This is a genomic window from Saccharospirillum alexandrii (assembly GCF_043641555.1).
GTDB classification, from domain to species: Bacteria; Pseudomonadota; Gammaproteobacteria; order Pseudomonadales; family Natronospirillaceae; genus Saccharospirillum; species Saccharospirillum alexandrii_A.
Window position 1 is genome coordinate 308,149 of the sequence record NZ_JBHZRJ010000001.1, and the last position, 13,289, is coordinate 321,437.

The 13,289-nt window shown below is 57.6% G+C and carries 12 protein-coding genes; 8 read left to right on the forward strand and 4 right to left on the reverse strand.

Annotated elements, in window-relative coordinates; genetic code table 11:
- Positions 1-48: 48 nt before the first annotated feature.
- Together ACHUE7_RS01280 and ACHUE7_RS01285 are read left to right on the forward strand one after the other, a co-directional pair.
- On the forward strand, positions 49-540 hold the full coding sequence (locus ACHUE7_RS01280; RefSeq protein WP_394168353.1) for a GNAT family N-acetyltransferase: 492 nt from the start codon (positions 49-51) through the stop codon (positions 538-540).
- Positions 541-660: 120 nt separating this feature from the next.
- Positions 661-939, forward strand: coding sequence for a hypothetical protein (locus ACHUE7_RS01285; protein ID WP_394168354.1), 279 nt, complete (start codon positions 661-663; stop codon positions 937-939).
- Between the two features lie 264 nt (positions 940-1,203).
- On the opposite strand, the gene ACHUE7_RS01290 is transcribed toward ACHUE7_RS01285, so the two are convergent.
- From ACHUE7_RS01290 to ACHUE7_RS01305, 4 genes are all read right to left on the reverse strand, one after another.
- The gene (locus ACHUE7_RS01290) at positions 1,204-3,135 is read right to left on the reverse strand and encodes a TRAP transporter permease (protein WP_394168355.1); all 1,932 of its coding nucleotides are present in this window, start codon (positions 3,133-3,135) and stop codon (positions 1,204-1,206) included.
- A 26-nt stretch (positions 3,136-3,161) separates the two neighbouring features.
- Positions 3,162-4,082: a TAXI family TRAP transporter solute-binding subunit gene (locus ACHUE7_RS01295; RefSeq protein WP_394168356.1), complete on the reverse strand. Its 921-nt coding sequence runs from the start codon at positions 4,080-4,082 to the stop codon at positions 3,162-3,164.
- A gap of 261 nt (positions 4,083-4,343) precedes the next feature.
- Positions 4,344-6,056: a GGDEF domain-containing protein gene (locus ACHUE7_RS01300; RefSeq protein WP_394168357.1), complete on the reverse strand. Its 1,713-nt coding sequence runs from the start codon at positions 6,054-6,056 to the stop codon at positions 4,344-4,346.
- A gap of 128 nt (positions 6,057-6,184) precedes the next feature.
- Entirely contained in the window at positions 6,185-7,075 is an 891-nt protein-coding gene (locus tag ACHUE7_RS01305) for a LysR substrate-binding domain-containing protein (protein WP_394168358.1), read from the reverse strand.
- A gap of 138 nt (positions 7,076-7,213) precedes the next feature.
- Between ACHUE7_RS01305 and ACHUE7_RS01310 the strand changes: the two genes are divergently transcribed.
- From ACHUE7_RS01310 to ACHUE7_RS01335, 6 genes are all read left to right on the forward strand, one after another.
- Positions 7,214-8,014: a citryl-CoA lyase gene (locus ACHUE7_RS01310; protein WP_394168359.1), complete on the forward strand. Its 801-nt coding sequence runs from the start codon at positions 7,214-7,216 to the stop codon at positions 8,012-8,014.
- A gap of 19 nt (positions 8,015-8,033) precedes the next feature.
- A complete protein-coding gene (locus ACHUE7_RS01315) occupies positions 8,034-9,176 on the forward strand; it encodes a CaiB/BaiF CoA transferase family protein (RefSeq protein ID WP_394168361.1) in 1,143 nt (380 codons plus the stop codon).
- A 21-nt stretch (positions 9,177-9,197) separates the two neighbouring features.
- Entirely contained in the window at positions 9,198-10,139 is a 942-nt protein-coding gene (locus tag ACHUE7_RS01320; RefSeq protein WP_394168362.1) for a dioxygenase family protein, read from the forward strand.
- Between the two features lie 64 nt (positions 10,140-10,203).
- A complete protein-coding gene (locus ACHUE7_RS01325; RefSeq protein ID WP_394168363.1) occupies positions 10,204-11,295 on the forward strand; it encodes a C4-dicarboxylate TRAP transporter substrate-binding protein in 1,092 nt (363 codons plus the stop codon).
- Positions 11,296-11,370: 75 nt separating this feature from the next.
- The gene (locus tag ACHUE7_RS01330; RefSeq protein ID WP_394168364.1) at positions 11,371-11,964 is read left to right on the forward strand and encodes a TRAP transporter small permease subunit; all 594 of its coding nucleotides are present in this window, start codon (positions 11,371-11,373) and stop codon (positions 11,962-11,964) included.
- The gene (locus ACHUE7_RS01335; protein WP_394168365.1) at positions 11,961-13,286 is read left to right on the forward strand and encodes a TRAP transporter large permease; all 1,326 of its coding nucleotides are present in this window, start codon (positions 11,961-11,963) and stop codon (positions 13,284-13,286) included. Before ACHUE7_RS01330 ends, ACHUE7_RS01335 begins: the two co-directional genes overlap by 4 nt.
- The last annotated feature ends 3 nt before the right edge of the window (positions 13,287-13,289 follow it).

Here is a 13,289-nt window from a genome sequence, read left to right on the forward strand (position 1 = left end):
GGACTCGCAACAAGTTGTTCGCCATTTATGCGAGCGTTGTGAGTCCACATGATCGAACTACGTGAACTAACTGAAGACGACAAAGACCAACTGATTGTTCACCTGAACAATCAAGATGTTGTCCGCTTTTTGTCATCTCGTATTCCGACTCCGTATACAGAGAAAGACGCTCTTTGGTGGATAAATGAAGGATCAAAGGCTGAAATTGTACGTGCGATAACCTTTTATGATGATTTTGTTGGAATTATCGGCGTGCGTAGAGATATTCTCGAGAAATCACATCGTGGAGAAATTGGATATTGGCTTGGACAACCATTTTGGGGGAAAGGTATTGCAACGAGTGCAATAGAAATCATGTGCCAGTATATCTTCAATAAAACAGATATAGTTCAACTATATGCTCCAGTTTTCTCTTCAAACGAGGGGTCAAAGAAAGTCCTTATTAAAAATGGCTTTAAGCTAGAGGGGACTATTACTAAGGGTATATTTAAAAATGGCGTATATTATGATGAGTGTATTTACTGCAAAAACTGCTCATAAGAATACGTGCCAGTCGGACAATTTGTTCCGCGGCTTTTTTTGTGCTGAACGCTACGCTAGCACAAAACGCCACCCCACAAACTGCCGCTGCACTCTGCGTTATGTGTCAGAGGTGATTGAGTGGTAAACAATGGTTGGCATGATCAAAAATACTCATTCGGCGATGATAATGAGCTTAATTCACGATTGTCTGCGTTGATTAATGAATTCTGTCATGTTTTCCGTGCCCATGCAGACGGCAACTGGAAAGCCGTGTACAAACCAAAGTATGCAGCGTTGTTGGCCGTTGAGCTTAGAGAAAGGCCATCCTTAATTCGCAAACTCCAAGCACTTAAGGACCCGGTAATTAGCAACATCATGTATGCAGCAATTAAGCTAAGTAAGAGTGAAAACACATAACAAACGGCGTCAGACGGGTCAATTTTTCACTCTTTCATCGTGAACTTTCCCCGCTTTAGAGGACACCAACGGCCTACCAAGATACCGACACTAAGCGGCTATAAAAATCCTGTTTATAATAGTTTAGATTAATGAAATAGAGTTGGGTTCAAGGGACCTCGCTTCGTGCCATTGAACAATCACTTCAGTAAAGAAATACCTATCGAGCCATCCCCGCCTGTCTTAAAACCCGGCACCAGCCGGTGCCTGATCCGTTTAACGGGGTCAGGCTGTCGAAAGCGGCTGCCGCCGCAACTCCAACCAAAACCGAACCGCCAACGCGACGGTTGCCACTACCCCCACCAATCGAATCGCCACAATCACTGGGTCCAGGTTTGCCACGTTGGTGGGCCAAGCGACCATTAGCGCGGCGATGATGAACACCCAGCGCTCCCAGCCCGCCATGCCTCTGCCCAGCCAGCCTGACAGGCCAATCGACAGCGCCGTGGTTGCAATGGTCGCCAGCACAATCGCGCCGGTAATTTCCCAGGCGTTGCCGATGAGCAAGAGGCCCGGCATAGTGACGAACAGGAAGGGTACCAGCAGTTTCACGAACCCGAGCCGCATGGATTCGACAGCGGTTTCATTGGGGGAAGAGCCGGCAATACTGGCAGCGGCGTAGGCCGCCAGCGCCACGGGCGGTGTAATCGCCGAGACCAGTCCGAAATAGAAGATGAACATGTGTGCTGACAAGGCGGGCATGCCCAGCCGTGTCAGGGCCGGGGCAACCAAAACTGCCAGTAGCAAGTAGGCTGCCGAGGTTGGCAGGCCCATGCCCAGTACGAAGGACGCCAGCGCCGTTAGCAGCAGCACGGCCCACAAACTGCCGCCGCCCACGTCGACGATCAGGCCAGAGACCATCAACCCCATTCCGGTCAGGTTCAGTACGCCGATGACAACACCGGCCGCCGCCACTGCGGCCACAATGGGCAAGGTGGCGAGCAGGGTTTCCTGGCATACCTGCAGTAATTCCGTCAGTTTTACCCGGGTATCCTTATGCCAGGGGCTGATCAGCAAGCCCGCGACAATGGCGAGCACGGCGGCTCGGGTGGGGGATTCACCGGCCACCATAAAGCCAATGAGAATGAACAGGGGAATCAGCAGATAGCCGCGCGATTTCAGCACCTTGCCTAAAAACATCAGGCCACCGGCCGAGTCGCGTTCCAGGTTCAGGCGGCCGGCTTCGAGCCTCACCTCAATCATCAGCGCGAGGATGTACAGCAGCGCCGGCACAAGAGCCGCCAGGGCAATCTGGCCGTAGGGAATGCCGATGATCTCCGCCATCAAGAACGCGGCGGCGCCCATCACCGGGGGCATGATCTGCCCGGCGGACGACGCAGCCGCCTCAATGGCTGCGGCCAGTTTCGGGCTGTAGCCGACCTTTTTCATCAGCGGAATGGTAAAGGTGCCAGTGGTGACTACATTGGCAACCGCGCTGCCGTTCAGTGAACCCAGCATGGCGCTCGACAGCGCCGCAGACAGACCAGGCCCGCCCTGAACCCGGCCAGTCAGGCCACGCGCCAGGTCGACAAACACTTCACCGGTACCGATGCGAGTCAGCAAGGCACCGAACAGCGCAAACAGGAAGATGTATTCCACGGCAACGCCCATGGGCACGCCATACACGCCTTCGGTGGAGAGCATCAGCGTGGAGGTCAATCGCGGCAGGTCGTACCCACCGTGTCCGTATTTGCCGGGAATCAGGTAGCCCCAGGTGGCATAAGCCAGGGCCAGTGCCATTAGCACAACCAGTGCCCAGCCGACTCGAACGCGCACCAGCGTGACGACCACCAGCAACAGACCGACGAAAATCCACTGGTCGAGCGGAATTGACATGGCCCCCCGCATGATGATGTCCATGTAGGATTGCCACAGGTGAGGGCCGGGAATCCAGGCGATCAGTGCCAGCGCATAGAGTAATACACGAACGGGCAGCCGCCGAATGCTCAGGGCCGAGGCCATTAACCCCGCCGAGGCGACCGCCGAGAAGAACAGGGCGCGTAACAGCAGGGCGGTGATGCCCCCAAAGTAAGCGCCATAGACAACCAGGCCAGCGGTAAACACCGCCATGGCCACAAATAACAGGGAGACCACACGGGTCTCCCAGAAGGACTGCAGACTGTTCGGAATATCCAGCCGAGTCAGAGAAATGAACAAGATGTTCTACCTCTTAAACAACAGGGTTACTCAAAATACCGCGCAGCACCGGGATGCAGGGGAACTGGAACCTGAGTGGCGGTTTCAACCGAGATCGCCGCTGCCTGTGGGTGCACTTCGGCCAGTTGATCCAGGTTGTCGAACAGGACACTGACCAGGTTGAAGATCGTGACCTCGTCGGCAGTGGTCGCCGTGAACAGCGTGGCCGGATCGTTGATCATGGTAACCGGGCCTGTCTGATCTGGGTATGTGTCGGAGGGTACGTCATACAGCTGATAGAACGGGTAGTCTTCAAGCATTCCGGCGACAGTATCGGCATCGACCGACAGCAGCACCATGTCTTCCTGTGCATCCAGATCGATTAGCGAGGCCGTTGGTGCACCGGCCAATACAACCGCCGCTTCTACCTGACCGTTTTTCAAAGCACTGACGCCTTCGTTGTACGACAAGAACTGTTGCTCGACGTCATCGAGCACGCCGTATGCGGTCAGCAAGCGCTGAGCCAAAACTGCGGCGTTGCTGCCCGGAGGGCCCATGCTGACGCTTTTGCCAGCCAGTTGGCTGATGTCGGTAATGCCTGTGCCTTCAATCGTCGCGACCTGCAAAACGGCCGGGTACAGATAGGCCATGGCGGCTACATCCAGCGGCTGGCCATTGAATGGGCCTTCACCCACGGTGGCTTCGTACAACGTCGAGGATGAGGAGAAACCAAAGGTCATCTGGCCTGCCGCGACGCGGCGAATGTTTTCAACCGAGGCGCCAGTGACTTCTGCCCGGGCAGTGGTGCCCTCCAGGTTGCGGTTGATCACATCGGCCATGCCAGCACCGATCACGTAAAACAGGCCACCGGTACCGCCAGTGCCAATGGATACCCGGTCTTCGGCCACAGCCATACCACTGCTCAACAGAGCGGCGGTTGCCAGGGTAGCGAGCGTTTTTTTCAACATGGTCGTCTCCTTATCGTTTTTATAGTAATGGCGGCGCGGGTCTTGGGGGGAAGGCAGCCTGCGGAGCGGGTTGAGTATAGTCAATTGCCCCGTCTGTGCTTGTTAAGGCCCGCCACGCCGAACCGCTCATGAAATGCGGTGCGCATCAGGCCGATCATACCTGCCAATGTGATGACAAAGGTGGAATGGTGCGTTCTATTTTCGGTGCCTGAGTGGACGTTGCCGTGAGTACTGGAACCGCCACTTCGTTCCGTAGCCGAGTCAATCAGAGTGATAGTAAAACCGGTTCCTGCCCAAGCCTTTGGCGCGATACATGGCCTGGTCTGCCTGGTTCAGCAGGGAGTCGATTGTATCGGTAGGCTGGGTCAGGTAGCCGCCGACGCTGACCGTTATATGACAGTCATCATGCATGATATGACAGTCATCATGCATGGTTTCTTCAATCGCTGATCGAATTCGCTCACCCAGTTGCATCAGAGTGTCGGCATCGCAGTCGACCATAACAATTAAGAATTCATCTCCACCCCAGCGGGCTGCCTGATCATAGATTCTCAGGTTGTCTCGCAACACGGTTGCTACCTGAATCAGCGCCTGGTCACCGCGGGCGTGGCCGTATTGGTCGTTCAGTTCCTTGAAGTGGTCGAGGTCGATCCACAATATTCCGAGCGATGTGTTCTCGCGACGGGCACGGTCGAGCCAGGTGGCAAGGGTGTCGGTAATGCCCCGGCGGTTGAGCAGGTTGGTGAGCGGGTCGATGCGGGCCAGGGTTTCTAACTGGTGGGTGCGCTCCTGTACGCGATCTTCGAGCTCATCGGTATGGCGAAGAATCGACTCGGCCATTTCCCCAAAATACGCAATCAACCGGCCAACCTCTACCCGCCCTTTGGGTAAGCGCTCAACCTTAAAGGTGCCATTCTGCAAGGCGAGCATAGACCCGCCCATCTTCTGCATGGGGATCAAAAACCAGTAGTTCAGCAGCAGGTAGATCATGACCAGGCTGGCTATCAGCATCACCGACATCAGCGCCAGGGTTCGAAAAAAGGGCTCTACTGGCATTAGCTCTGTCAGGTCGATCAGGGTGACAGCAAACCAGTCGATGTCAGGTAGGTGGGCGATGCCGAGCAGGTGGCGTGTCCCTTCCCGGGTCACAAAGACCGTTTCAACCTGCGTCTCATCCTGACTGTTTTGCCTCAGTTCGCGCATTAGCTGCCCAACCGCCGTCACGTCTTTCGGGGTATCCAGCAGCCGGTCGATGGTGTTCTTTTGGCCGTCGGGTTTAACCTGGGTGGCGAAATCGATCAGCGACGCATCGCGATAGAGCTGAATGGCGCCGTTGGCGTCCAGAAACAACGAGGTGATGCCGGGTTGGTTAAGGTCGACGATGTCGCGCAGAAAGGGCGCCAGCTCAAGGCCTGTTCCGGCGAGGCCGACAATCTCGCCCGCGTCAGTGCGAATTTGGGCATCGATCCACAGCATGGTGACGCCCAGCTCCGGGTCCGGGTTAACGTTGAGGTGAAAATCCCGCCCGGCCGCTACCAACTGATAGAACCAGGCATCTTTGGCGGCTTGTTCATCCAGAGTGTATCGATGCAGTGCCGACGCGTAATCATTGTTTGCATTGTTGAAGTAATAGGCGCCGGTATTCTCCAGGGCGATGAAAAAATTGCGGTCACGAAAGCTCTGCCGGTACTGTTCCATCTCCTGTTCAGCTTCGCGGGTGAAATCCGGGTCACTCTGGTTTGTGGCCCAGCGCTTAATGACGCTTGAGGTCGCGAATTGCTGCGACAGCGCGATTTCCCGGTCCAGTGGTTGTGACAGGCGGGCGCTGTCGTAGAGCACCTGTATCTCTGCAATTCGTTGCCCCCACTGCTCAATGATCGTCGTGGCGGAGCGGTTAAACAGATACAGCGCAATCAATGACGAGACAAAAATAAGCCCGGCCGTTATTAAGATGAAACGGTACTTCAGACTCAATGGTGTACTCCATAGGAAAGTCCCTTTATGGAGAAAAGTGTAGTACAGAGGCCCGCATCTGCCTGTGGATTGTTAAGGCGGGGTCTGGTTTTCTTACCGATGGCCGTGCCGCAAGTGGCGACACACCATCAGCGAGGCTGCCCCTGCAATGCCAGTTCGCGAATAATATTGGCCATATACCGCGTGGCCAGGGGGCGTTCACGGTTGCGGTTCCAGAGCAGGCCAGGGGTGCGAATCGGCGTTGGGTTTTCCAGCGCCACCGCAACCAGATCCGGCTCGCCGCTCAGGGCATTGTCGGAGACGATGCTGCACAACCGCGTGCGTCGCACCAGTTCCACCATGGGGGAAATGGCGTTCATCTCCGCCACCACCTGAGGTTCGGCCCCTGCGGCGTCAAAGCACTCGTCGAGCAACTGCCGGGTTGAGAAATTGCGGGTCAGCAGCGCCAGCGGCAAGCCATTGAGTTCAACCATACGCACCCGCTTGCGTTTCGCCAGCGGATGGCTCGGGCTCATGATCAGTTTCAATTCCTCATTGAACAAGGGCTCGAACCAGAGCCCACGCGGCACCGCAGGGCGGTAGGAAATGCCCAGATCCAGCGTGCCCGTCTCCAGGCCCTGGGCGATCTGGTCGCCGGACAATTCCTCGACCACCACCTTCACTCGCGGAAACTTATCCATAAAGGCGGCCAGGCACTGCGGAATCAGCTGCACGTTGAAGCTGTGTGTGGCCGCAATGCGCAATTCCCCGGTCAGTTGATCGGGCGGCGCTTTCAACGCCCCAACGGCGGCGTCTACCTGTTTCAGAATGGGCGTAATGGTGTCCACAAAATCACGCCCTGCCTGGGTCAGCGATACCGACTTGCCATCCCGGTTAAACAGGGCAACCGACAGTTCATCTTCCAGTTGTTTGATCTGGTGCGACAGCGTCGATTGGGTGACGTGAGTGCGCTCAGCCGCCCGGGTGAAGTTTTGCACCTCGGCCAGCGCCACGCAGTAACGTAAGTGCCTCAGTTCCATGGTCGCTCCGATTGGCTGTGCGTTTATCTATCGATGGTATCGATCATTAATATCGAAATATATCATTTTTGTAAATGGTTCGGTGGGGATAACGTGAGGGCAACTCGACAACAATCACAATAAACATCGGAGCCGACCATGAAGATAGGGCGCGAAACCACGCCGAAAACGGCCATTTGCACCTCCAACGAGCACACCATCGTGGTGCGCGGCCAGGACCTCTGTCAGGACCTGATCGGCCAGACCAGCTTTACCGACTATTTCCTGCTGTTGCTGACCGGTAAACAGCCCACCGATACCGCCCGCAAGGTGGTGGACGCCACGCTGGTGTCCATTGCTGAGCACGGCTTTGTACCGAGCATTCAAGCCAGCCGCATGACCTATGCCGCAGCCCCGGATGCCCTGCAAGGCGCGGTCGCCGCCGGCATTCTGGGCTGTGGCCCGGTCATCCTGGGCGCCTCGGAAACCGCCGGGAAAATGTTCGTGCGCATCCGTGAACGCATGAGCGACGGCACCAGCCTCGATGATGCCGCCCTGGCCGAAGTACAGGCCCTGCGCGCCGAACGCCAGCCGATTCCGGGTTACGGCCACCCCCTGCACAAGTCCCGCGATCCCCGTGTCGATGCCTTGTTCAAGGTTGCCCGCGAGGCCGGTGCGAACCTCGACTTTATTGCGACCGCCGAAGCCGTCGAGCGCGCCATTCCCCAGGTGATCAGCAAGGAACTCAAACTGAACGTATCGGCCGCCATTCCCGCCGTGTTGCTGGGCGTTGATTTCCCGGTCTCGGCCCTGCGTGGCATACCGATTCTGGCACGCACCGCCAGCCTGATCGCGCATCTTTCCGAAGAAGCCGAACAGCCGAGCGGCTTTGCGCTCTCCTACCAGGCAACCCAAAACCTGGACTACACCGGCGAGACGCCAGACGGCTATTCAGCCTGATCACCGAGGAAGACTGCATATGATCAAAGTACTCGAAGGCATTACCGTGATCGAGCAAGGCACCTTCATTACCGGCCCGGCGGCCGGGATGTTGCTCGCGGATCTCGGTGCGAACGTCATTAAGGTAGAAATGCCCGGCTCTGGCGACCCCTTTCGCGCCTTCAAAGGCGGCCTGTACAGCCCGCATTACCAGACCTACAACCGCAACAAACGCAGCATCGCGCTGAACACCAAAGAGCCGGAAGACCTGGCGATTTTCGACGACCTGATTCGCGATGCCGATGTCTACATCCAGAACTTTCGCCCCGGCGCCGCCGACCGCCTGGGTGCGGGCGAAGACCGCCTGCGTGAACTGAACCCGGGGCTGATTTACTGTTCCATCAGCGGTTTCGGTCCGGACGGCCCCTATGCCGGCCGGCCGAGTTACGACACCGTGGCCCAGGCCGCCAGTGGCTTTCTCAAGCTATTGATTAACCCGGAAAACCCGCGCGTGGTCGGCCCGGCCATGGCCGATGCGATGTCTGGCTTTTACGCTGCCTACGGCATTCTGGGCGCGTTGTATGAGCGCAGCCAAACCGGCAAAGGCCGCAAAGTCGAAGTCTCGATGCTCGAAGCCATGTGCCACTTCAACCTCGATGCCTTCACCCACTATTTCTCCGAAGGCGAGATTATGGGGCCCTACAGTCGGCCTCAGGTATCGCAGAGCTACGTGATGGAATGCGCCGATGGCAAGTGGGTGGCGCTGCACATGTCGTCGCCCGAAAAATTCTGGCAGGGCCTGGCCAATGCCCTTGGTTACCCGGAACTGCTGCAGGATGCGCGCTTCAGCACCCGCGAGGGGCGCATCGAGCATCAGGACCAGATGATCGAGGTGCTCAAGCCCATCTTCCGGCAGCACAGCCGCGACACCTGGTGTCAGCGCCTGGAAGCCGAAGACGTGCCGCACGCGCCCATGTACGACTCGAACGAAGTGCTCGAAGACGCTCAGTTCAAACACCTGCAGTTGGAAGTTTCAACGCAGCATCCCGAAATGGGCACCTTCCGGTCGGTGCGCTCGCCCGTATCCTACGACGGAGAGCGGCCGGTCAGCATTACCGCACCACCGACACTGAACGAACACCGCGACGCCATCGTCGCTGAACTTCAGGCACGCAAAAAATAAGAAACAGTGAGGGCCAACCCCATGTTCGAATTGCCGAAAAAAGAAGACATATTCAACCACGGTATTCCATCCACACCGGATGACATCACCGAGATCGTCATCAAAGCCATGGGCCAGACCGGGAACCCGCGCTTGCGCGAGATTCTGACCGCCCTGGTCAAGCACCTGCACGCCTTTGGCCGCGAGGTAAAACTGAACGATGAGGAATTCACCCAGGCGCTCGATGCTGTGACCCGCCTTGGGCACTTAAGCGTTGGCAAGCACAACGAAACCGTGGTGATGTCCGATGCGCTCGGCTTTTCCACCCTGGTGATGATTCTGAACCAGAACCGCGATGCCGATCAGATGTCGCCCGCCTTGCTTGGCCCGTTTTATACCCGCAAAGATCCGGAATACCCAAACGGCTTCAACATCGCCCGGGATACCCCCAAAGAAAGCGATATTCCTCTGTTCGTGCGCGGCCGTGTGCAGGATAAACACGGCAAGCCACTGGCCAATGCCCTGGTCGAAGTCTGGCACGCCTCACCGGAAGGCCTGTACGACAACCAGGATGAAACCATGCCGGCCAACAACCTGCGCGGCAAATTCCGCACCGACGGTGACGGCCAGTTTCATTTCCGCACCATTCGCCCGGCCAGCTACCCGATTCCCACCCACGGCCTGGTCGGCGACATGTTGCGCGCCCAGGGCCGCCACCCGTTCCGTGCGGCGCACCTGCACTTCACCGTCTCTGCCGACGACCACGCCACCCTGGTGACGCAGATCTTCCCGCAAGACGATCTGTTCGTGGAATCGGACTGTGTGTTCGGTGTCACCAGTGCCGACCTGGCCATCGACTTCCCGATGCACGACGACGGCAAAGCGCCGGACGACGACGTAACCGGCGCCTACTGCACACTGGATTTGACCTTTGATTTATCACCCGGTGAATCGCGCTTGCCGCAATCACCGATCAATGCCTGACGACAAACAAACGACCCGTTGTTAACGCAAGACTCTAAAAACAAAACAAGAGAGAGACGAAGCCATGAAAACAACCATTACCCGGGGCGCTCTGGCGGCCACCCTGACGCTGGCAGCCACCCTGCCAACCCTGGCAAACGCCGAAGAAACCATTAACCTCACGGTCGGTTCCAGCCACCCCACCACCATCCCCTGGGTCGGTATGATTCCGGGTGTGTTCATTCCCGAAGTGGACCGCATTCTGGCCGAAAGCGGCGACTATGAAATCAACTGGACCGAAGCCTACGCCGGCCAGTTGTATGGCGCCAACGCCACACTCACCTCAGTGGGCGATGGTATTGCCGACATCGGCTGGGTATTCAGCTACCTCGAAGGCTCGCGCATGCCGCTGAGCCAATTGAGTGCCTACACGCCGTTTACCACCAGCGACCCGGAACTGATTCTGGATGTGTTTGTCGACCTCATTAACGACCAGCCTGAACTGGCCGACGAATGGGAAGGCAACAACGTGGTGTTCCTGGGCGCGACCGCGTCTGACACCTACGACATCTACACCAACTTCCCGGTTAACGATTTATCCGACCTCGACGGTCGTCGCATTTCCGCCCCGGGTGTGTTGGGTGTCTGGCTCGACCCAGTGAACGCCACCCCGGTCGATGGCACCTTGGCCAGCTACTACACCGACATTCAGACCGGTGTGTCGGAAGGTGTTGTCACTCTGGCCACCGGTGCTTTGCCCGCGCGCATTTACGAAGTGGCCCCGTACATCACTCAGGTGAACCTGGGCGTGGTGTTCTCGGGCGGTATTGCCATCAACCTTGATCGTTTCGAAAGCCTGCCTGAGGAAGTTCAGGATGCGATGAAGCAAGCCGGTGCTGTTTACACCGCTGCCCACGGCCGCGACCTGGCCGAACGCTACCAGAGCTCGCTCGACCGCATGGTGGAACTGAGTGCCGAGGGCAACAACCCGGTGCAGATCACCGCCCTCACGGCCGCCCAGCGCCAGGAGTGGATTGATGGCATGCCCGACCTGGCGCAGCAGTGGGTCGATAACAACGAAGCCCGCAACCTGCCCGCGAGCGACATTCTGCAAGCCTACATGAACGCCATTCGTGAGCGTGGCGTTCAACCGGAACGCGCCTGGGACGAACTCTGAGTTCGGTACCCACTTAGACGCAACGGCCGGGCATCTCCCGGCCGTTACCACGGTCACTCCCTGGAGCAGTAAGCCATGAACGTTAAATCGCTAGTATTCGGCCAGGGCACCGGTAACAGTCTGTTTGGCTACCTGGTGGACGGCCTGAACGCCGCCGGGTCGCTGTTGATCTTTGCCATCATGGCACTGATTTGTGCCGATGTGTTATCCCGCAATCTGTTTAACCAACCCATCGATGGCGTGGCCGAAATGGTCGCCGCCTCGATCGTGATGATCGTCTTTCTGCAGTTGGCCAGCACACTGCGCCACGGCCGCCTGGCGCAGGCCGACATCTTTATTTACGGCTTTACCGTCTCATTCCCTCGCATTGGGCGCAGCCTGACCACCCTGTATTACCTGGCGGGCGCCGCCATGTTGGGCGTGGTGTATCAGGGCACCGTACCGGTACTGATGCGCGCGATCGATCGCAATCAATTCTTTGGTGTGGAAGGTGTGTTTACCTTCCCCGTCTGGCCCATTCGTACCGTGGTGGTGGTGTGCGCGGCCGTGACCGTACTGCAATTTTTGGTGTTGGCCGTGCGCGAAGCCATTTGCGTGGTGCGCGGTACGCCGATTAACGCACCCGCCGCCAAGGCCAACGCCACCTCTAGTTCAGGAGAACCCTCATGACCGGTTTGGAAATTGGCCTGGTCGCCGTTGTGGTCATGCTGGTGCTGATTTACATCGGCATGCACATCAGCATCGCGCTGATGCTGGTGTCGTTCGGCGCCATTGCCACCCTGCGTGATTCCGGCCTGGCCACGCGCATGGTCGCCGCCGCCGCGAACGATTCGCTCGGCAGTTATTTGTACGGCGTAGTGCCCTTGTTTGTGTTGATGGGCCTGCTCGTCGTGGTCTCCGGTGTGGGGCGCGATACCTTCGATGTGTTTCAGCGCCTGCTGCGCAAAGTGCGCGGTGGCCTCGGGCTGGCGACCGTGGGTGCCAATGGCATTTTCGCCTCCATTACCGGCATCAGTGTGGCCTCGGCAGCGGTGTTTACCCAGGTCGCGGTTCCCGAAATGCGTCGCCATGGCTACACCCCGAAATTCTCGGTGGGCGTGGTCGCCGGTAGCTCGGTGCTGGGCATGTTGATTCCCCCCTCATTGCTGATGATTGTGTATGGCGTACTGGCGGAACAATCGGTGGGCCGGATGTTCATTGCCGGCATTATTCCCGGCCTGATTCTGGCGGTCAGCTTCTGCATCACCATCATGGTGCTGGCTTACGCCTTCCCGTCGTTCATGAATCAGGAAGGGCACCAGCCTGTGGTAGATCCCGAAGGTGTGAGCCCCTCGCGCCTGGAGCTGGCGAGCAAGCTCATCCCGATTCTGATTCTTATGCTGCTGGTGTTGGGCGGCTTGTACTCCGGGTTCTTTACACCCACCGAAGCCGGTGCCGTAGGGGCCTGTGGTGCGCTGGTTCTGGCGCTGGCAAAACGCCGCTTAACCTGGGGATCCTTCTACAAGGTGCTGGGTGAAACCGGCCATGTAGCGGTGTCGATTCTGTTCCTGATTCTGGCGGCCTCTCTGTACAGCCGCATGCTGGCGCTTACCGGTTTGCCGATGTCCGTCGCGCAATGGGTGACCTCGCTCGACCTGGCCGTGTATGAATTTCTGTTCGTGTATTTGCTGGTCATCATTCTGATGGGCTGCATCATCGATTCGGTGTCGATCATGCTGATTGTGCTGCCGATCGTGTTGCCGATTGCCCAGTTCTTCGGGCTCGACTTAATCTGGTTTGGGGTGATTACCGTGGTTGCCGTTGAGATTGGCCTGGTCACACCACCGTTTGGGATCTCGGTGTACACAGTAAAAGCCAGCCTGAACGACGACACCGTCTCGGTAAAAGAAATCTTCAAAGGGGTAACCCCCTTCTTCATCGCCATGCTGTTCGCACTCTTCGTGCTCACGGTGTTTCCAGCGCTCTCTACCACGCTGGCTTACCTATATTAGAGG

Coding starts and splice junctions, on each gene's coding strand:
- ACHUE7_RS01325 (WP_394168363.1), top strand. CDS start 10,204: ATGAAAACAACCATTACCCGGGGCGCTCTGGCGGCCACCCTGACGCTG.
- ACHUE7_RS01320 (WP_394168362.1), top strand. CDS start 9,198: ATGTTCGAATTGCCGAAAAAAGAAGACATATTCAACCACGGTATTCCA.
- ACHUE7_RS01330 (WP_394168364.1), top strand. CDS start 11,371: ATGAACGTTAAATCGCTAGTATTCGGCCAGGGCACCGGTAACAGTCTG.
- ACHUE7_RS01280 (WP_394168353.1), top strand. CDS start 49: ATGATCGAACTACGTGAACTAACTGAAGACGACAAAGACCAACTGATT.
- ACHUE7_RS01315 (WP_394168361.1), top strand. CDS start 8,034: ATGATCAAAGTACTCGAAGGCATTACCGTGATCGAGCAAGGCACCTTC.
- ACHUE7_RS01295 (WP_394168356.1), bottom strand. CDS start 4,082: ATGTTGAAAAAAACGCTCGCTACCCTGGCAACCGCCGCTCTGTTGAGC.
- ACHUE7_RS01335 (WP_394168365.1), top strand. CDS start 11,961: ATGACCGGTTTGGAAATTGGCCTGGTCGCCGTTGTGGTCATGCTGGTG.
- ACHUE7_RS01310 (WP_394168359.1), top strand. CDS start 7,214: ATGAAGATAGGGCGCGAAACCACGCCGAAAACGGCCATTTGCACCTCC.
- ACHUE7_RS01305 (WP_394168358.1), bottom strand. CDS start 7,075: ATGGAACTGAGGCACTTACGTTACTGCGTGGCGCTGGCCGAGGTGCAA.